This is a genomic window from Lentzea tibetensis, assembly GCF_007845675.1.
GTDB lineage: Bacteria > Actinomycetota > Actinomycetes > Mycobacteriales > Pseudonocardiaceae > Lentzea > Lentzea tibetensis.
In genome coordinates, this window is record NZ_VOBR01000002.1 from 221,023 (window position 1) to 240,155 (window position 19,133).

The following is a 19,133-nucleotide window of genomic DNA, read 5'->3' on the forward strand; positions in this document are numbered from 1 at the left end:
CGTCATCGCCCCTCACAGTCGGAAGTCGTTCGGGGCACAACGATGCCGGGTTCAGGCTCACCTTTGGTTCGAGGGATGTTCGAGGAATGTCAAGATCACGAAGCGGTGCGTCGCCTGGTGCGCCACTTGGTGGTGTACGGCAGAGCGAACAGGTACAGGCCGGACACCAGGAGGAAGAAGAGCGGCGGCAGCGGCAGGTAGAACACCCAGGCGGCGGGCTCCTCCTGCGCCAGTGCGGCGAAGCAGACCATGACCGTCACCGTGAAAGTGATGGACAGCCAGCGGTGGATCTGTCGAGTCCACTTGTTCAAGGGAGACCTCCTCGGAACGACGGTGCTGGACGCGATGTCCACGGCGATCACGCTAGGTGCGGCTCGCTGACCGGCGCTTCTCGATTCCTGATCGGTTCGGTCGCAGCTAGGGCAACCGCCCTGGTAGCGGCCATCAACGAGTGGCTGTGACCAGCACATCTGACGCCATGCCATCTCCGGGGCGGCCAGCAGCTGATGAACCGCTCGCCCAAGCCTGAGCGCTACCGCGTCTGACGGGGGATACCTGTCAACGCCGGTGATGTCAGGAAGACGTCAGGCAGAGGGGGTGGCCAGCCGGATCCAGGAGTACCCGCCAGCGTCCGTCGCCGGGCTGATGGTCCGGTTTGGCCGCGCCGAGTTCCAGGGCCAGCTCTTCCATCGCGTCGAGGTCGTCAGCGCGGAAATCCAGGTGGAACTGTTGTGGCACGTCCTGGCCCGGCCACCGCGGAGCCCGGTATCCGTCAACCCGCTGGAATCCCAGATCACAGCCGGAGTCGTCCGTCAGAGCGACGAACTCGTCCGTGCTGAAGAGTTCGCGCATCCCGGTCAGTGCACCGTAGAAGCCCGCCAGCGTCTGCGGGTCGGCACAGTCCAGAGTCACCCCTCGCAGTACAGCGCCTGGCACCATTCGCTCCTTCGCATCCGCGCGTCCGTCTCCGTGACCGCCGCTGCACGCGATCACCGGCCGCAGCCACACCGTACTGGCCACATCCATCGCTGAAGTAGCGGTTTACCCCTGCCGCAGAGCAACGGGTGGCTGTGACCGGCGCTTTCGACACCCGCCCTAGCCGCATTGCCGGTACCCGTGCAGCGGCCCGGCGATACGCTCTCAAGTCACCGCCGCCGCATGACGCAGAAAGGCATGTCATGCATCTGCTGGCGGTCTCCGCACTCGCCTTGGCCACCCTCGTCGCACCGCACGCCGACCCACCTCCGCCCGGACGAGTCCCGATCGACGTCGTGACCATCTCCGGCAACGGCTGCGGGCGCGGGACCGTCGTGTCGGTGGCCGCGGACAACTCCCGGTTCACCCTCGACCACGGCGAGGTCATCGTCTGGGTCGGCGGCGCCGCGAGACCGACGGACGCCCGGAAGAACTGCCGGTCCATGCTCCGCATCCACGCGCCGCAGGGCTACACGTACGCACTCGCCCCCGCCGTGTACCGCGGCTGGGTGCACCTCGAACCGGGCGCCACGGCGACCGCCCGGTTCACGCACGTGTTCCAGGGCGGGGAACAGCACGAGACCAGCTACGGCTTCACCGGACCGGACGACGACTACTGGGAGCGGATCGACCCCGACGGGCCGGGGCTGCCGTGCGGGCAGACGAGCCTGGTCTCCATCTGGACGGACCTGCGCGTGAGCCTCGGCAGTTCGAACCCGGCGAAGAGCAGCTACTTGGCGACCGACAGCCCCATGACCGAACATCACTTCACGTGGAAGCGCTGCTCGTAGGCGCGCTGGAACCGAGGGGTGCGCATGTCGCGTCTACAGCACATGCGCCTCCTGTTGCTCGCCCTGGCGATCGCGCTCTCGGCGAGCACCGCGCTGAGCGGTGAGGTGACGTTCGAGGCGGCGGCGGATCCGGTGTGGGGCAAGGCCGAATGCCCTGCCGCGGGGGAGAGGCCGCGCAGCGGTGGCATCCCCGCGAGCTTCGAGGCGGCGTGGGTGCTGCGGTGCCGTGAGGAGATCCGCGACATCCCCGGCAACGGCCGGTGGCGCGTCACGGTCGTGGAACGGGCCGACACGACGGCGAAGGCGCTGCTCCGCGAGCTGCGCAAGCCGACGGAGCAGCCGGTCGCCGGGATGGGGTGCGGTCCGGGCTTCGCGCCCGTGCCCCACTTCGCGCTCGTCGACCGCGACGGCGGGGTGCTGGTGCCGACGGTGCCGGCGGACTGGTGCGACGGCGGGCCGGCGGACGGGGTGCTCCCCGCGTTGGAGTCGCTGCCGTTCCGCGCGCTGTCCGAACGGCTGGACGAGCAGATGTTCAGCGAGGCCACCAAGTTCGGCTGCGAGGACGAACTGGCTGACGAGTTCCTCACGCCACGCGCGCCGGGGCCCGCCGAGACGGTGTGGCTGCGGCCCGCACACCTGCGCGTGTGCGAGTACGTGGCCACCTCCGACGGTCGCGGACGCTTCGTGTCGGGACGCGCGGTCGGCCGCGCGGACGACGACCGGCTGGCCGACGCGCTGGAGAACGCCGGGCCCGCACTCGACTGCACGGCGCGGCACACCCGGTTCGCCGTCATCACGTCGGCCGAACAGCGGTGGACGATGACGGCCGAGCTGGACGGGTGCCGCCGCGTGCTGCGCCCGAGCGAGTTGCTCGGCCAACTCGACGAGGCCGCCGTCGCGATGCTCGCTCGATGAAATGGCTGGGGCGCGTGGCTAGCCTTGGCCAATGGATCTTCCTGCGGCGGCGCCGTCGATTCGAGCCATGGCCGATCTCGCCACCCCGATGGCCATCCGGGTGGCCGCGACGCTCAGCCTGGCGGAGCGCGCGGGGAGGGCGGGAGCGACGGCGGAGCAGCTCGCGGCCGAGACGGGGACCTCCGCGCCTGCACTGCGACGCCTGCTCGACCACCTGGTCGAGGTCGGCGTGTTCGACCTCGACGCGGAGTCGAGCCGCTATCGCCCCACGGGCCTGGGCGCCCAGATGCGCGAGGACTCCCCGGAAGGGGTGAAGCCCCTGCTCGACATCAACTGCGCGGGCGGCCGCGCGGACCTCGCCTTCGTCGACCTGCTCGGGACGATCACCACCGGCGCACCTGCCTACGCGCACCGGTACGGGCGCGAGTTCTGGGCGGACCTCGACACCGAGCCCGAGCTGCGGCGCTCGTTCGACGCCCAGATGAACTGGCGGTTCCAGGTGCAGGCGCCGCAGATCGCCGAACGCTTCGACTGGAGCCGGTTCGCCGAGATCCTCGACGTCGGCGGGGGCGACGGTCCGGTGCTCGCCGCGATCCTGCACGCCCATCCCGATGTGCGCGGACGGCTGCTGGACCTGGCTCCGGCGGCGGCCGCTGCCGCCGGCAGGTTCGCGGCGGCTGGGCTCGATGACCGGGCCGGCGCCGTTGCCGGCAGCTTCTTCGACCCCCTGCCCGCGGGGGCCGACGCCTACGTCCTGTCCGACATCCTGCACAACTGGGACGACGACCACGCCCGCAAGATCCTGACCGGGTGCCGCCGGGCCGCCGCGCCGAACGGCACCGTGGTGGTGATCGAGCCGGTGCGGGGGCAGGGCGCGAGCACCGCGTTCGACCTGTTCATGCTGGTGTGCTTCGGCGGCAGGGAGAGGACGGTCGACGAGCTCGCCGGGCTGGCCGCGGGCTGCGGGCTCGCGCTCCGCGGTTCAGGTCCCGTGGCCGAAGGACGGACGGCACTGGAGTTCGGCGTCGCGGACTGACTCAGGTCACGGAGATCGCCGCACCGGGAACGTGCAGCACGCCGCCCTTCAGGTCCGTCGCCCGCACCGTCACCTCGGTGAAGATCACGAACGGCACGATCAGCGGCGGCGGTGAGTTCGCGGAGTAGTCGACGGGGATCTTCACGCCGAGCACGTTCAGGTTGGCCCGCAACCGCACGACGAGCAGCTCGATCCGCCCGCGCGACACGGTCGACACGGCACCGGGCGCCGCGCGGGTCACGATCTTCGCGCCGTTGCCGAGGTCGCCGGTCTGCACGAGGTCGCGCGCCCGCAGCACGGAAGCGGTGAACCGCAGCACCTTCACGACGCGACCGTCCACAACGGAGTCGACGATCCCGGTGTAGCGCAGGCCCTCGATGTCCAGTCTGCTCGCGGTGAGCGTCCACTCCCGCGTCACCGCCGCGTGGCCAGGCTGCAGCAGGAGCAGCGCGATCACCGCGACACCGGCCACCGGTGTGCGGGGCTGGTCCGTCCACGCCACGGCCAGCGCCCCGCCGAGCAGGCCGAGCACGGACCCGAGCAGGAAGCCGCCGAGGTTCGTGGTCACCAGCGCGACGAGCGACAGCACCACGGCCATCGCGCCCGCGGGCAGCCTGAACTGCGGCCGCAGCCAGAGCGAGCACGCGCAGATCAACAGCAGGACACCGATCAGCAGCGCCGAAACGCCACCGATGGTCCTGATCGAGATGACCACGTCGCCCAGCCGCACGTTCGCGAAAGGAGGGAAGAGGATCACCAATGCCGCAGCGGTCACGAGCAGGCCTGCCCCGAAGGGCCTGCCCGCCCGCCACCGCAGAAACGCGCGCCACGCGGTCAGAAGCACTCTTGCTTCCCCTGGCGCACGGACAGGCCGAGGCCCTTGAACCTGATCGTCTGCGCGGTCGTGCTCCACGCCACCAGCCGCGCCGACCCGATCACCGCGCTGTCGGCCTGCAGCGCGAACGCGCCGGGCGTGCCCTTCAGGCCCTCCGGTCCCTTGTCGACCTGACCCGCGTCCACGCCGATCTGCGGGTTGGTGACCGTCAGGTCGCCGTTGAGATCGGTCAGTCCGACGACGAGGTTGTCGGCCGTCATGCTGCCGTTACCCGCCGCCGTGATCTTCATGGTGACGTCGCCGACGAGCGGCAGGCTGCCCATGAAGACCGACTGGCAGAACGAGTCGAGCGTCGCCTTGCGAAACCCGTTCACCGCCACCGCGTGCGCCTGCCCCGAGCCCGCGTCGACGCTGCCGAACTGGACGAACCCGTCACCGCGCAAGCCGTCCGCCGACACCTTGAAACTGCTGCCGGAGACCGCGAACGAGGCCGCCAGCGCTCCCTGCGACATGCCGAACAAGAGAAACCCGGCACCAACGGCACCGGCGCCGAGCACACCGACGAACCTCGACCAGCGAGTTCTTCCCATGGCTCTCCTTCCCTGGCAGTTCGGACAATGCCGGTGCGGGACAGGAAAACGAGCCGTTGCAGTCTAGAAACCACCCCGGAGAGTGAGCATTGCTCACTTTTCGTGTGCGGTGCCGTATGCGCGTGATCAGCGGCCGGTGGTCGCCAGCACCGCGGACGCGATCGCCTCGTGGCCGGCCGGCGTGGGATGCACGTCGGTGTGCTGGCAGAAGTACGTCAGCGCGCACACCTTCGCCACCGGTGTCGGGATCGGGCCGTAGGTCGGGTCCTGGGTCACGTCCGTCAGCGGCCCGTAGCCCCCGGTCGTGGCGGTGACGTCGACGAACTCGGCCCCGACCTTCTCGTACTCGGCCTTGAGCGTTGCGTTGAAGACGTCGCGGAACAGCGTCACCGACAGCTGGGCGAGGTTCTTGCCGTCCCGGAAGTCGGGGGACACCCACGCTCCGAGGAACACGTCCGGGTAGGTCAGCCCCACGATCCGGGCGTCGCCCGCGGCCGCGCGGAGTGCCGGCAGCACGGCGGCCAGGTTGGCCCTGATCTCTTCCACGGCACGGGACGTGCACACCAGCGGCTCCGGCGCCGTCGCGCACGGTGCCAGGTCGTTGCCGCCGATCACCACCGTCACCAGGCCCACTCGCCCCTGGTTCTCGCGCAGCACCTGCACGGCAGCGTCGAGCTGGGTGCGGCCTGCCGGATCGGGTCCGCCCGGCGCGCGGTTGCCAGGAGCGCAGCCGGGGTCGACGCGCATCTGCGCGGAGGTGGCGCCGCTGCACGCGAGGTTGATCAACCGCATACCCGACCGCGTGGCGACGAGGTGGGCGAAGCTGTCGCCGGTGCCGCTGGCCTGCGCCGGCCGGTACCCGGTCGCGTACGAGTCGCCCAGCGACACGTAGACGCGCTCACCGGGCGGGGTGCTGCTGGCCGGGGGCGTCGTCGTGGCCGGGGGAGCGGGAGCCGGCGTCGCAGTGCACGCTCCGAGCGTCACCAGCAGCGCCCCGATCAGTGTCCGTCGCCGACATCTCGGCACGTCGGCCCCTTTCGTCCGAGATGTGGCCGTCCCGGCTTTCGACGGTACAGACCGCTCAGATGTGGCGTTGAGCCGTCACCCGGTCAGATCGCGGACTTGTCCACTGTGGCCTGCCAGCAGCACGCCGACGAGTGCGTCGCAGTCGGCCACCGTCGTCTGCCAGTTGCACACCGAGATGCGCAACGCCCGGCGCCCGCGCCACGTCGTCGCGCTCGCGAACGCCACGCCGCTCTCGTGCAGGAAGCTGATGACGTCATCGGTGTGCTCGTCCGAATCCCCGAAGCGCACCAGGACCTGGTTCAGCACCACCTCGTTGAGCACCTCCACGCCCGGTGCCGCCGCGAGCGCGCCCGCGATGTGCGCGGCCTGGCGGCAGCTCCGCTCCACCAGGTCCGCCACACCGGCCGTGCCGAGATGGCGCAGCGTCGCCCACAACGCCAGCGACCGGGCGCGGCGCGAGCACTCGATGATGTAGTCGAACGGGTCGCGGCGCGGCAGCTCGTCGTCGAGCAGGTACGGCGCGCGGCAGTGCAGTGCGGCGCGATGCGCGGCGGGGTGCGCGGTCAGCACGATGCCGCAGTCGTACGGCACGTTGAGCCACTTGTGCGCGTCCGTGGCCCAGGAGTCCGCCAGGTGCAGGCCGGACACGCGGGAGCGCAGCACCGGGCTGGCAGCCGCCCACATGCCGAACGCCGCGTCCAGGTGCAGCCAGCCCTGATGGCGGTGGGTCAGTGCGGCGACGCGCTCGACGTCCTCGCTCGCACCGGTGTCGACGTGGCCCACCTGGCCGCAGACGATCGGCGGGCCGTCGCACTCGCCGAGCAGCGTCTCAAGCTCGTCGTGGCGCATCCGGCCCTGGTCGTCCACGGGCACGCGCCGGACCCGGTCGGCCAGGCCGAGCAGGCGCAGCGCGCGGTGCACCGTGGCGTGGCAGCCCTCGCTGACCAGCACGTCCCCGCCGCCGACGTGGTGGCGGGCCGCGGCGAGCGCCGTGAGGTTCGACAGCGCGCAGCCGGACGTGATGCCGACGCTGGTGTGCGCGGGCAGGCCGAACAGGTCGACGACCCAGTCCGCGCAGATGTCGTCGACCACGGACGCGATGAGGGTCGTCTCGTGGATCGTGCCGCCCTGGTCCCACACCGACGTGATCCAGTCGGTGGCGACGCCGACCGGGTGCGCGCCGCCCATCACGTAACCGAAGTAGCGCCCGGAGGTGGAGGGGACGACGCCCGCCTGGCCGTGGGTGGTCAGCAGGCGCAACGTCTCCATCGCGTCGGTGCCCGCCACGGGCAGCGGCCCGCCGAGCACCGCGCGCAGGTGCTGCGCGTCGGTGGTCGGGCGGACCGGTGCCGTGTCGCGGTGCTGGTAGTACTCGTCCGCGTAGCTCCGTGCGAACGACAGCAGGTCGTCCATCGTCAGACTGCGGGGCTCATGGTCGCCGCGAGGCGGAACCTGTTGTCCCGCACGCGGTCGCCCTCCGGGGAGAAGCGCGGGTGCGTGGCGGGGACGCAGTCGGCGATCAGCAGGCTGTCGACCATCTTGTCCGCACCGGTCACCGCCACCATCGCCTCGCCGTCGGGACCCCAGATGCCCGAGTTGCCGAGGAAGTCGTACGTGCAGCGCGCCGGACGCTCCCAGCCGCGCCGGTTGGCGTACGCGACGAACAGGCCCCAGAAGCACGCCATGGCCGGGATCTGGTGGCGCGTGATGTCCGGGTACGGGATGTGCGACATGCGGTCGTCCGCGAGCCGGTACGTGCCGTCGGCCGCGGTCGGGCCGACGACGACCTGGGCGCCCTGCTCCGCGAAGTGCTGGTACAGCGGGGGAAACTCGGTCTCGTAGCAGATCAGCGTGCCGACCCGAATGCCGTTGATCTCCACGATGCCCGGCAGGTCGTCGCTCGCGCTGAACTCGTCGCGCTCGAACTGGCCGTACAGGTGGGTCTTGCGGTGCACGTGCAGCAGCGTGCCGTCCGCGCCGATGACCGCCGCCGCGTTGTACACGCGGGCCGTCGCGGGGTCGAGCTCGGGGAAGGGCAGCACCAGACCGGTGCCCGCCTCGCGCGCGATCCGGCGGCCCTCCTCGACGGACGGCCCGTCGGCGGGCTCGGCGAGCGCGCGGATCACGCCGTCGTCCAGGCTGTAGCCCGTGGTCCACATCTCCGGCAGCACCACGAGGTGCGCGCCGAAGTCGGCGGCGCGTTCGACGGCGTCGGCGGCCCGGTCCAGGTTCGCCTTCTTCGCCGACTCGGCGCCGGCCTGGCCCTCACCCTGGAACAGCGCGAGGCGCAGCCCGGTGCCCGCCGCGGGCACCTGCGGGCTGAGCTTGGTGAGTACGCGGATCGGCGCGCCGAGCCGTCCGCGCGACGGGTCTGTTGTGTGCTCCATGAGGGCGAAAGTTAAGGCGTGGCAGGATGAAAGCCAAAGGCTCCGTCTCCATACGGGACGTCACGCAGTGAACCCTGGTGGTCCACAGGGGACACGGCCGGGTGAACGGTGCTCGTCGCGGGTCGGCTCGCGGGTCGGCGACTTGCCTGGAGCGAGAACATGTTCGTGCTCAAACAACAATCCGGGTGACGTCCAGCACTTCTCCCGAAGGAAATCCCCGCCGGGATGTTTGGTCTCATTTGGACGGTCGACGCAGGCGTGCGCGGGATCGCTAGCGCAGCCACCGCAGGGCCGCGTCCGCGCTGTCGTCAGGACCGCTGTTGAAGGCGATGGCCGCGTCGGGCGCGTGCTGCCGGACCAGGTTGACCACCTTCTCGAAGAGCTCGAGCAAGGGCTCGTGCTTGCGGATGCCGCCCCCGATCACCACGCAGGCGTAGTCCTCGCGGGTCAACGCCTCCGCGATCGTTCCCTCGGGGTTCTCGTCGAGTGTCACGAGGCACAGGTCGGCGTCGATGCCGAGATCGTCGAAACGGGCCTGACCGCGGGCTATCGCCGCCAGGACCGGCTCGGGGTCCCAGCCCTCGATCTTGGCGGGGTCGAGGCCGACCACCAGTACTCGTGCCACTGGTCCTCCTTCTCGCGGAACCTTGCCATTATGGCGCGGCTCAGGCGGGGGACGACGTCCAGTCGTCGGTCGGGGTGGCCACGCTGACGACCTCGCCGAGCGGCGGGGCCGGCGGCATGCCCGCGATCGCCGTCAGCGCGGACCGGGGCACGCGTTCGAACGCGGTGAGCGGATGGTTGCGCCGCCCGCGCTTGAGTCTTTCCAGGATCGCCTCCGGGATACCGGTGCTGCCGGCGCGGCCGCTCACCACGGGAGTGTCGGGCACGCCTGCGGCGTCGCGATCCCGTCGCAGGTCGAAGACGTATCGCTTGGTGAAGTTCAGGTGCGTCGAGGCGACCCGGACGTTCTCGGCGAGCAGCAGGTAGCACGCGGCGAGCTCCGGGTGCGCGGTGGCGAGTGCGAGCAGGTCGCCGGTGTCGGTCGGCAACCGGGTGATGCCCAGACGCCGCAGGATCTGAGTGGGGAGCGGGACGCGTCCGATCAAGCTGGTGAGGCGGCCGCGGTCGGCGGGCAGCAGCGCGGGGTGCACGTGCCGGACGTGGGAGGCGTAGTCGGGCACGTCGATGCCGAGGACGAGGTCGCGGGCGAGGAACTCGGTGTCCGCGACGCCGCTGGGCGGGAAGTCACCCGGCTCCCAGTGGTTCGTGTACTGCCGCCAGGTGTCGCTGAAGAACTCGGCGTTCATCGCGCGGTCCGGCGGGAGCCGGGTGAACTCGGCGAAGATCCGGTGCACCGCGTTGAGCAGACCGGCGCCCGCGACCATGCGGTCGACCGCGTCGCCGGTGAAGTCGCGGGTGAGCGGTTCGACGGTCTCGTTGGCCGCCTTCTCCACGGCCTCGGCCGTCTTGACGAACAGCACGAGCTCGCGCTCTCGCGGGTCGCCGGTGTAGGTGCGGACCTCGCCGTCACCGAACGCGCCCGGCGCTGTCCGCGTCACCCCGCTCCAGTGCACGCGAATCGCGGGCGGGTTCCAGTGGAAGTACGAGACGTACGTGTCGCGGTCCGGATGCCCGGTGCCCGTGCGGACGGCGACCCTGGCGAAGTAGGAGCGGAACGGTTCGCCGCGAACGTCGAGCGCGTCGAAAACCGCGCGCGGGTCCGTCGCGCTGGCGAGTCCACATTGGACGTGGTGGCGCACGCACGCCGAGCCCCACATGCCCAGCAGGGTGACGATCTGCCGCGCTCGCGTCTCGTCGCACGCGTCCGGCTCGGGCAGTGACGGGAACACCTCCGCGCGCAACGCCCGGACCAGATCGGCGGGGTGCGGCTCGCCCGTCAGGATCGCCTGGTTGAGCTCCGGAAACCGGCGCAGTGTCCACTCGTTCACGCACATGAGCACGAAAACGATGATGGTGCGTTGACGGAGTCGCGTGAAGACGCGCGATCTCAGGTCCGCAGTGTGGGAAAGGTTTCCGAGCGCTGCTCGTCTTCGCTGAGTCCACTGTGGATCGGTGAGGCCTGCTCACATGTCGTGGGAAGCGTTGACAGGGTGTCGTGCCGCCGGGACCATCCCAGACACATGATCACGCAACGCACGGCCATCGCGGTGGTCCAGGTGCTCGGCCTGGCGGTGTGGTTCTCGATGTCGGCGGTCGTGCCGACGTTGCGCCACGAGTGGGGCATCAGCGCGTACGCCGCCGTCTGGCTGACCGCCGCGGTGCAGCTCGGTTTCGTGACCGGCGCGGTCGGCTCGACCGCGCTCAACCTGGCCGACCGGGTGCGGCCGCACCACCTGCTGGCGCTGAGCGCCTTCGCCGGTGCCGCGTGCACCCTCCTGCTGGCACTGGTGGTGGACGGCATGGCGGGCGCGGTGCCGCTGCGGTTCCTCACCGGCGTCGCGCTGGCCGGTGTGTACCCGGTCGGGATGAAGCTGATGGCGTCCTGGTCGTCGTCCGCGAGCCGAGGGCGTGCCCTCGGTGTGCTGGTCGGCGCGCTCACCCTGGGGTCCGCGCTGCCGCACGTGATCTCCGGGCTGAGCGGACTGCCGTGGCGCGGCGTGCTCGTCGCCGCGGCGGGCGTCGGCCTGCTGGCCGCGGTGATCGCCGGGTGGGTGGTGCGGCCGGGCCCGCACCTGGCGGCGTCGTTCGTGCCGGAGCCGCGGTACGCCGTGCGGATGTTCCTGTCCCGGCGGCCGCGGCTGGTGAACCTCGGCTACTTCGGGCACATGTGGGAGCTGTACGCGCTCTGGACGTGGCTTCCGACGTTCCTGCTCGCCGCGGGCTCACCCGTGGCGTCCGGGACGGTGGTCTTCCTGGTCATCGGGGTGGCGGGCTTCCTCGGGTGCCTGCTCGGCGGCTGGGGCGCGGACCGCTTCGGCCGCTCCCCGGCCGCGGTGACGGCACTGGCGGTCAGCGGCACCTGCTGTCTGCTGTCACCGCTGGCGTTCCTGGCCGGTCCGGTCGTGCTGCTGGTGTTCTGCGTCGTGTGGGGCGCGTCGGTGATCGCCGACTCCGGGGTGTTCTCCGCGTCGCTGAGCGAGGCCGCCGACCCTCGGTACGTCGGTACCGCGCTCACCGCGCAGACCGCGATCGGCTTCGCGCTCACCGTGGTGAGCATCCAGCTCGTACCCGTGCTCGCCGACGCCGTCGGGTGGCGGTACGCGTTCCTCCTGCTCGTGCCGGGCCCGCTGGTCGGCGCGCTCGCGATGCGCGCGTTCGCCACGGCCCGGTGACCGTGCGGGGCGGACGGGCCGCCCCGCACCGAGTTTCACTTGAAACGCTGGTGGGTGTTCCAGTTCGGGCTGCACGGAAGTGTGCGGAGTCCCCACGAGCTGTCGTCCAGGCATTCGAGCGTGGCCTGGCTCTGCAACTGGGCGCCACCGTTGTTCTTGTCGACGTACCAGCTCTGCTCCCGCGACGAGTTGCAGGGCCTGGTGTCCAGCGTGTACCCGTCGTCGTAGAGGCACTCGCCGGTGGCCCTGCTCCGGAACTGGCGGGTCCCGTCGTTCCAGACGTGGACAGTCCAGTCCTGAAAGACCTTGCCGTTGCAGCCGTAGCCGCGCAGACCGTAGGAGCTGTCGTCGACACACGCTCCCGTGTACACGTTCTGGAACGTCTGAACCACGTCCTCCTCGGTCGCCGAGGCGGTGGACGACATCAGGGTCAACGTGAACGGAACCGCCGCCAGTGCGGCGAACATCTTTCTCATGAGCTGGCCCCTCCTGTGGAGATCACTACCGCAGACGAACCTAGGGAGGGGACCTTTTCGAAAACCTTTCTCGCGGCGATATAGCGCGTGACCTGCGCTTATGTTGCCAAGTACGGTCTCGACGATTGCCGTGGGAGGCAATATCACCGCATGGGGGAGCGTCATCGTGGATCAGGAACTGGCGGTGTTCAGCGCCGCCCTGCGCGCGTACCGGAAGAGGACAGGGCTGACCCAGCGGCAGCTGGCCGCCGAGGCAGGTGTCAGTGTCCGCACCGTCCGGGGCATCGAGTGCGGTGAGGTGTGCCGGCCGCACCCCGCCTCGCTGCGCGTGCTCGCCGCGGCCACCGGGCTGGACGAACCGTGCGGGGTCGCCGTCTCGGTGCTCGGGCCGCTCGTCGTGCGTCGCGGGTCCGTTGAGGTGGCGGTGGAGGGGACGAAGCAGCGCAGCCTGCTGGCGTTGCTCGCGTTGCGGGCCGACGAGGTCGTGCCGCAGCACGAGATCATCGACGTGCTGTGGGGCGACGACCCGCCGCGGACCTGCCGGGACCTGATCTACGTGCACGCCTCCCGGCTGCGCAAGGTGCTCGGCAGTGGTGCGGTCGACGCCGCGTCGAGTGCGGGCTACCGGTTGAACGGTGACCGGGTGGGGCTGGACACGGCGCGGTTCACGTCTCTTGTGGAGGTGGGGGAGCACGCGCGGGCGTTGGACTGCTGGCGCGGCGCGGTGCTGGCGGACCTGCCGGACCGGGTGCGCCAGCACCCCGCGGCGCTCGCGCTGGCGCGGCAGCGGGTGGCCGTGACGATCGACCACGCGGACACCGGTGGGCGGCTCGAGGAGGCGCGGCACCGGCTGGAGGCGGTGGTGCCCGACGAGCCGTTGCACGAGGAGCTGCACGCCCGGCTGATGCTGGCGCTGGCGGGATGTGGTGAGCAGGGCGTGGCGCTGGAGCTGTACGAGCGGCTTCGGGACAGGCTCGACCGCGAGCTCGGCGTGCATCCCGGCCCGGTGCTGCGGGACGCGCACCTGCGCGTGTTGCGCCAGGAGGTGCGCACCCGGCCGCCGTACCGTCCGATGTGGACGCGCAGTCGACATGCAACGAACAGTGCGCCTCGTATGTCCATTTTCGACGGATGAATTCTGATTGAGGGGTTCTCACTTGCGGGCGCTCGATCACACCTAAGCTGCACCCCCGTGACCGACGCGACAGGAATTCTGGTTGCCCAGAGGTACCGGCTGGCCCAGGTGATCGGCTCCGGTGGAATGGGCCGGGTCTGGCTCGGCCGTGACGAGTTGATCGGCCGGGAGGTGGCGATCAAGGAGCTGCTGCTGCCCGCCGGGCTCGACGGCGAACAGCGGGCGATGCTCTGCCAGCGCGCGATGCGGGAGGCGCAGCTCGCCGGCCGGCTCAACCACCCCGGCATCGTCACCGTGCACGACGTCGTCGAGTACAACAGCACGCCGATGATCGTGATGGAGTTCGTCCGCGGCGGGTCGCTGGCCGACGTCATCCGGACGCAGGGCGGGCTGCCCGTCGAACAGGTCGCGTACATCGGTACGGCCATGCTCACCGCGTTGCGGGCCGCGCATCAGGCCGGGATCGTGCACCGAGACCTCAAGCCCGCCAACGTGTTGCTGTCCGGGGACCGGGTCGTGATCACCGACTTCGGCATCGCCAGGCTGACCGGCGACGTCCAGCTGACCTCATCCGGCACCATCATCGGGACGCCCGCGTACATGGCTCCCGAGCAGGGGACCGGCGCGCCCATCACGCCGGCGACCGACCTGTGGTCGCTGGGTGCCACGCTGTACGCGGCCCTGGAAGGCAGGCCTCCCTTCGAAGGCCCGGACTTCATGGCGACGCTGGCGGCGTTGCTCACCAGCGAACCGCGGCCTCCGCAGCGCGCCGGACGCCTCACCGGAGTGCTGAACGCGTTGCTCCGCAAGAATCCGGCCGAGCGCGCCACCGCGGACCAGGTCGCGCACCTCCTGGCAGGCACGGGTTCGCCGCTACCGGCGGCCGAGTCGAAGGGTGGCCGGGGCGGTGTGCCCCGACGCACGCTGTTGCTCGCGGGCGGCGGTGCGCTCGCGGCGATCGGCATCTCCTCGGTGCTGTTGTTGAAGAACAAGGATTCGGGCGAGGCGTCCGGGGCGTCTCCCAACGAGAACTCGACCGGTGCCCCGGCGAAGGACGTCGCAGCCGGGCAGGGCGGCACGAGCGCCCCGGCCGAGCCGGGCAGGCCGATCGAGATCACCGAGCACATCCAGTTGACCGGGCACGACGAACGCATCACGTCGGTGGCGTTCAGCCCGGACGGCTCCATGCTCGCGAGCGGCGACGGCGGACTCGACAAGGCTCCCACAGTGCGGTTGTGGGACGCGGCAACCGGGAAACCCCTGGCCACTCTCGTCGGCCCACCAGGGACCGGTGGCGCTTCGGCGGGTGCCGTGGCGTTCAGCCCCGACGGCAAGCTGCTGGCCGCGGGCGGGAACTTCCTCGGCGACAGCACCAGGTTGTGGAACGTCGCGGACCGGAAGCTCGTCGGCCCGCTCGACCAGAGCCGCTCCATCATGAAGTCACTCGCGTTCAGCCCGGACGGGAAGACCGTGGCCGGCGTGACCCACACCGGTTCGATCAAGCTGTGGGACGTGTCGAGCAGACAGGTCAAGATCGGGTTGCCCGACGGCGACGGAGGGCGCAACGTGGTGTTCAGCCCGGACGGCGCGCTGCTGGCCAACGGCGGGGTCAAGGGCACGGAGGTCCGGCTGTCCGACCCGGCGACCGGACGCACCGTCCGCGCCATCGACGACGCGACCGGCAGTGACGTGTCCTTCTCGCCTGACGGGAAGACACTCGCGGTGCCCGACGCCGATGGGAAGAACAGCTTCAGGCTCTGGGACGTCGCCACGGGGCAGAGCAAGGCGGTCTTCGACCGGACCGAGGACATCACTCTGGCGTCCGTCCTGTTCAGCCCGGACGGCAAAACCGTTGCCGCCTGGGGCTTGGGGAACACCATCCAGCTCTGGGACGTGGCGTCCCGAAGAATCCGCGCCGTCCTGATCGGCGCTGCCGGCAATCCGCAGTCGGTGGTGTTCGACGCCAAGGGAACCAGGATCGCCTGCGGTGGCGACGACAAGACCATCCGTATCTGGAAGCTCCCCCGCTGACCGGTGCGGGCGGACGCTCGGCCGAGCGTCCGCCCGCACGCCTCAGCTCGTCAGCGAGGCGAGCTCGGACAGCAGTTCGGAGACGGTCACCGGGTCCAGTTCGGTGGTGTGGGCCGCGTCCTTGGGCGACGACCACGAACCGTGGCCGCTGGGGGAGTACCAGAGCTCGGTGAGCTGCTGGTCCGGGAACTCGTCGACGAGGCCCACCGCGATGCCCGGATCGAGCGACGCGACGACGGCGCCGCCGTTCGGCAGCGGCCGGGTGATCCAGCACTCGATGCCCGCGTCCTGCGGCTCGCCGCGCACCCAGCCGCGCTTGGTGAGGCCGAGCAGTTTGCCCACCTGGGTCTCCAGCCCGAAGAACTGCTTGAGCGCCACGTCCAGCGCCTGGCCGGGCTCGGTCGCGTAGACCGGCCTGCCGAGCTGCGGGAACGGCTGCAGGATCTCGTAGTCCGCGAACACCTCGCCCCACGCCGCGAGCACGTCCGCGCCGAGCGTCGCCGGGTGCGCGAGCCGCACCTGCGCGTCGTCCGGCAGCGTGAGCTCGCCGTCCTCGACGTCGGCGAGCGTGCGGTCCTCGGCCAGCCGGAACGAGGCACCACCGTCGGTGACCCACACCAGCCTGCGCACGATGTGCCACAGCAGCGGGTGCCCCGCCAGCAGGTCGCGGAACTCGGCGGCGGTCCACGCGCGCTGGGTGACCATCGCCGCCTCCAGCCGGTGGATCTGGTCCGCGGCGACCGTGCGGACGTCCTTCTTCAACGCGGCGAACCGCTGGTGCTCCGCGGGCGCGAGCTCCTCGTCGTCGCGGGCGCCCGGCTTCGGCAGGTCCTTGCGGCGCTTGCCGTCGGAGTCCACGACGTACGGCTTGAGCTGCTCGTCGAACCCGACGGTGAACGTGCGCGCGCCGTAGTCGATCGTCAGCGACGCCGCCTCGTCGAGACCGAGCCGCGGCACGAGCCGGTCGGCCAGCTGCTCGCGGCTCAGCCCCAGCTGGGCGGCGATGGCGGCGACCTTCTCCTGCGCCTTCGTCTTGAGCCCCTTGAACTTCACCTTCTCCGCGATGCCGTTCAGGTGCGCGAGCGCGACCTCCGAGCCGATCTCGGCGAGCACGTCCAGCGCCGTCACGGCACGCTGGTGCTGGCTCTCACCCGGCCACTGCCGGATCAGCGGCGACAGCCTGCGCACCGTCTCGTCGTCGCCGAACCAGCCGAGCGCGGCGAGCACCCAGCCGTCCTTCGACGGCCCGCCCGCCTGCACCCACCGTTCGAACACGGTCCACGCGAAGGACGCCAGCGAGGCGGGATCGCACGCCTGGGCGGCGATCGGCAGGCCCGCGTACACCTCACCCGGCTTCGACAGCGCGGCCGTCGTCAGCAGGTGCGTGACCGCGCTCGGCGGCAGCGCCTGCTTCTCGTCCCGGACCTTGATCTGCGGCAGCAGGTGCGGGTCGGCCCACGCGGGGACCACGGGCAGCTTCGCGGGCAGTACCTCGGTCTGGTCGACGCTCACCAGCGCGTGCGCACCCTCTCGTGCGGCGGCACCGAACTCGGCCGCGATCGCGACCAGGTCGTGCTCCTGCGCACCGAGGAACCGCAGCGCCGCCTCGGCGTTCTTCCGCTCCGGCCCCTTCTCTCCGAGCGCGGCGGGGAGCAGCACCCGGACCGCGGTCGCGCCGTGCCGGACGAGCCACTCGACGGCGTGCTTGCGCGCGGACTTGGTGCGGCAGAACCAGTCCGCCATCAGCGCGGCGACCTCGGCGGAGGCGAACGGCACGAGCAGCACGCCGAGGGACTGGGGACTCGTCCCGGCGTAGCGCGCCAACGGGGCCAGCGCGTCGAGCTCGTACCTCGCGGCGACCACCTTGCCCCACTCGTCGCCGTAGTAGGAATACGTCGGCGTCCAGCCGGCGAGCATCGGCCGGACGATGTCCTCCGGCCCCTTGGCGAAGAAGTACGTCTCGTCGTGCCCGTTGGTCTTGTCGTTCAGGATCTGGTCGCGCGATTCCTCCCAGTTCTCGTTGCCCCAGTTCGCCCAGTACCCGGTCTCCCGCAGCCACGCGTCCTGCTCGCCCGCGGCCCAGGTGACCGACGGTTCAGGTGCCGAAAGCCCTTCGACCACAACGGGTTTCACCGGCTTGATCCGCCGCGTCCACGGCGGCCGCACCAGCAGTTCCGGCAACGCTTCGTCGGGTGCGACGGGCAACAGGCCCGCTCCGCTCGTCAGCTGGTCCGCGACCGCCCGCACCTCGTCGGACAGCGTCAGCTCGGGGTGCGCCCGCAGGTGCGCGTCGAACAGCCCGCGCATCCGTTCGTCGCCGAGCGCCCGTGCCGCGAGCAACCGCGCCGCGCGGTTCGGGAACGCCTTCATCGCTTCGAGCAGCGCGGGCTGGACCTTGTTCTGCTCCAGCCGGTCCAGCAGGATCGTGAACGCCTCGTCGGTCGGCAGCCCGGCCAGGATGGTGAGCGCTCGCTTGCGCGACTCGGCGTGGTTGTAGGCGGAGTCGAGCTCCTGCGCCAGCAGCGGCGCGATCGCCGTGCCGACGGCGCCCACGAGCGTGTACACGACTTCCTGGTCCCACATGAAGCCGTGCGAGCGGTCGAGCACGTCGAGGTCGGCGGGCCTGCTGATGCTGCACGCGGTGAGCGCCCAGTGCACGTGGTCGATGTCCTCGTCGAGCGACTCGGCGACCCAGTCGGCGCGCGTCGGCATCAGGTACGCCCGCAGCACGTTCGGCGTGAAGTCCGCGCCGAGCGGTTCGAGCGCCTCCTCGGCCGCCGCGTACTCCTCGTCGCTCGCCGCGGCGAGCGCCGCCCTGACCGCGTCGGCACCGGGGAGCACCTGGTGGTGGTTGATGGGCAGGTCGTCGGTCTGCGGCACGACCCAGCAGTCGGGCCGCTCACCCTTGCCCCAGTTGACCTCCGCCTCGTCGTCGATGGTCGTGTGCACCTCGGCGCACCGCATGATCGCCTCGGCCGCGAACACCGGGCCGTGCTCGGCGATCCAGTGGTGCGGTACCGCCGCCACGTCCGGCCGGTGGTAGTTGTCCTGCATCGACGCCAGGCGCACGACCGCGGCGCCGAGCGGGGTCGGCCTGCCCGCGAGGTACTCGCGCCCGGCCGCCGCCAGCTTCTTCTCGGAGCGGTGGTCGGCGAGGATCTTCTCCGCGCGCGGGCGACCGTGTGCCAGCAACCTGGCCCCGGAGGCGATCCGGGCCTCGTCCGGCCGGAACACGGGCTCGCCTCGGTCGCGCCGCGGTAACGCGTGCCGCCGCCACGCGGGCGGCATGACGAACGCGTCCTCGTCGCGGCCGGGCTCGGCGGGTGCGGTGGGAACCACGGGCGCGACCGGTGCCGTCTCGACCGCGTCGCCGACGAGTCTGTAGCCCTTCTTCTCCTTCTCCGCCACCAGTTTGGCGACGTGCGACTCGGCCGCGGCGACGTCGGCGAGCGACTTGACCTTCGTCTGCCCGTCGGTCCCGAGCCGTCCGAACCGGACGGTCACGTCCACGTCGTCGCGACCGATCTCCCAGAACTTGGCCGAGCCACCGTCGACCAGCTCCCACCTGCGCACGTTCGCCTACCTCCTGCACGTCGATCCGATGTTGTGCGGGACCGTACGGCAGAGGTCCGACAATTTC

Annotated in this window: 17 protein-coding genes; 6 read left to right on the forward strand and 11 right to left on the reverse strand. The window is 70.9% G+C overall.

Annotated features, from left to right (window positions below; genetic code table 11):
- Positions 1 to 95: 95 nt before the first annotated feature.
- Positions 96 to 311 carry a hypothetical protein gene (locus tag FKR81_RS03015; RefSeq protein ID WP_146349339.1) on the reverse strand — a complete coding sequence of 72 codons (216 nt, stop codon included), beginning with the start codon at positions 309 to 311 and terminating at the stop codon, positions 96 to 98.
- A gap of 262 nt (positions 312 to 573) precedes the next feature.
- The gene (locus tag FKR81_RS03020) at positions 574 to 1,026 is read right to left on the reverse strand and encodes a VOC family protein (RefSeq protein ID WP_235921254.1); all 453 of its coding nucleotides are present in this window, start codon (positions 1,024 to 1,026) and stop codon (positions 574 to 576) included.
- Positions 1,027 to 1,178: 152 nt separating this feature from the next.
- Between FKR81_RS03020 and FKR81_RS03025 the strand changes: the two genes are divergently transcribed.
- Genes FKR81_RS03025 through FKR81_RS03035 form a run of 3 tightly spaced genes read left to right on the forward strand, consistent with a single transcriptional unit; the run spans position 1,179 to position 3,717 of the window.
- Positions 1,179 to 1,766: a DUF4360 domain-containing protein gene (locus tag FKR81_RS03025; RefSeq protein WP_146349340.1), complete on the forward strand. Its 588-nt coding sequence runs from the start codon at positions 1,179 to 1,181 to the stop codon at positions 1,764 to 1,766.
- 24 nt (positions 1,767 to 1,790) lie between these two features.
- Entirely contained in the window at positions 1,791 to 2,681 is an 891-nt protein-coding gene (locus FKR81_RS03030) for a hypothetical protein (protein ID WP_146349341.1), read from the forward strand.
- A gap of 31 nt (positions 2,682 to 2,712) precedes the next feature.
- Positions 2,713 to 3,717, forward strand: a complete 1,005-nt coding sequence (locus FKR81_RS03035) for a methyltransferase (protein ID WP_146349342.1) — start codon at positions 2,713 to 2,715, stop codon at positions 3,715 to 3,717.
- A gap of 1 nt (position 3,718) precedes the next feature.
- Here FKR81_RS03035 and FKR81_RS43260 read toward each other — a convergent pair whose 3' ends face one another.
- From FKR81_RS43260 to FKR81_RS03070, 7 genes are all read right to left on the reverse strand, one after another.
- Positions 3,719 to 4,561 carry a DUF6114 domain-containing protein gene (locus FKR81_RS43260; RefSeq protein WP_186762723.1) on the reverse strand — a complete coding sequence of 281 codons (843 nt, stop codon included), beginning with the start codon at positions 4,559 to 4,561 and terminating at the stop codon, positions 3,719 to 3,721.
- Positions 4,552 to 5,142 (reverse strand): DUF6230 family protein, encoded by a 591-nt coding sequence (locus FKR81_RS03045; RefSeq protein ID WP_146349343.1) that lies wholly within the window; start codon positions 5,140 to 5,142, stop codon positions 4,552 to 4,554. The genes FKR81_RS43260 and FKR81_RS03045 overlap by 10 nt, the downstream gene beginning before the upstream one ends.
- Positions 5,143 to 5,268: 126 nt before the next feature.
- Complete coding sequence (locus FKR81_RS03050; RefSeq protein WP_222598162.1) at positions 5,269 to 6,126, reverse strand: GDSL-type esterase/lipase family protein; 858 nt, start codon at positions 6,124 to 6,126, stop codon at positions 5,269 to 5,271.
- A gap of 117 nt (positions 6,127 to 6,243) precedes the next feature.
- Entirely contained in the window at positions 6,244 to 7,581 is a 1,338-nt protein-coding gene (locus tag FKR81_RS03055; RefSeq protein WP_146349345.1) for a pyridoxal phosphate-dependent decarboxylase family protein, read from the reverse strand.
- Positions 7,582 to 7,583: 2 nt separating this feature from the next.
- Entirely contained in the window at positions 7,584 to 8,555 is a 972-nt protein-coding gene (locus FKR81_RS03060) for a nitrilase-related carbon-nitrogen hydrolase (protein ID WP_146349346.1), read from the reverse strand.
- A 271-nt stretch (positions 8,556 to 8,826) separates the two neighbouring features.
- Positions 8,827 to 9,180, reverse strand: coding sequence for a hypothetical protein (locus FKR81_RS03065; protein WP_146349347.1), 354 nt, complete (start codon positions 9,178 to 9,180; stop codon positions 8,827 to 8,829).
- 40 nt (positions 9,181 to 9,220) lie between these two features.
- Positions 9,221 to 10,507 carry a hypothetical protein gene (locus tag FKR81_RS03070; RefSeq protein ID WP_146349348.1) on the reverse strand — a complete coding sequence of 429 codons (1,287 nt, stop codon included), beginning with the start codon at positions 10,505 to 10,507 and terminating at the stop codon, positions 9,221 to 9,223.
- Positions 10,508 to 10,699: 192 nt separating this feature from the next.
- Between FKR81_RS03070 and FKR81_RS03075 the strand changes: the two genes are divergently transcribed.
- On the forward strand, positions 10,700 to 11,851 hold the full coding sequence (locus FKR81_RS03075) for an MFS transporter (RefSeq protein WP_146349349.1): 1,152 nt from the start codon (positions 10,700 to 10,702) through the stop codon (positions 11,849 to 11,851).
- Between the two features lie 35 nt (positions 11,852 to 11,886).
- Here FKR81_RS03075 and FKR81_RS03080 read toward each other — a convergent pair whose 3' ends face one another.
- Entirely contained in the window at positions 11,887 to 12,327 is a 441-nt protein-coding gene (locus FKR81_RS03080) for an RICIN domain-containing protein (RefSeq protein ID WP_186762724.1), read from the reverse strand.
- A gap of 166 nt (positions 12,328 to 12,493) precedes the next feature.
- Here FKR81_RS03080 and FKR81_RS03085 point away from each other — a divergent pair, with 166 nt between their 5' ends.
- Positions 12,494 to 13,462, forward strand: a complete 969-nt coding sequence (locus FKR81_RS03085; RefSeq protein ID WP_186762725.1) for a BTAD domain-containing putative transcriptional regulator — start codon at positions 12,494 to 12,496, stop codon at positions 13,460 to 13,462.
- Between the two features lie 57 nt (positions 13,463 to 13,519).
- Positions 13,520 to 15,493, forward strand: coding sequence for a WD40 repeat domain-containing serine/threonine protein kinase (locus tag FKR81_RS03090; RefSeq protein WP_146349351.1), 1,974 nt, complete (start codon positions 13,520 to 13,522; stop codon positions 15,491 to 15,493).
- A gap of 42 nt (positions 15,494 to 15,535) precedes the next feature.
- On the opposite strand, the gene FKR81_RS03095 is transcribed toward FKR81_RS03090, so the two are convergent.
- Positions 15,536 to 19,066, reverse strand: a complete 3,531-nt coding sequence (locus tag FKR81_RS03095) for a DUF4132 domain-containing protein (protein WP_146349352.1) — start codon at positions 19,064 to 19,066, stop codon at positions 15,536 to 15,538.
- Positions 19,067 to 19,133: the final 67 nt, after the last annotated feature.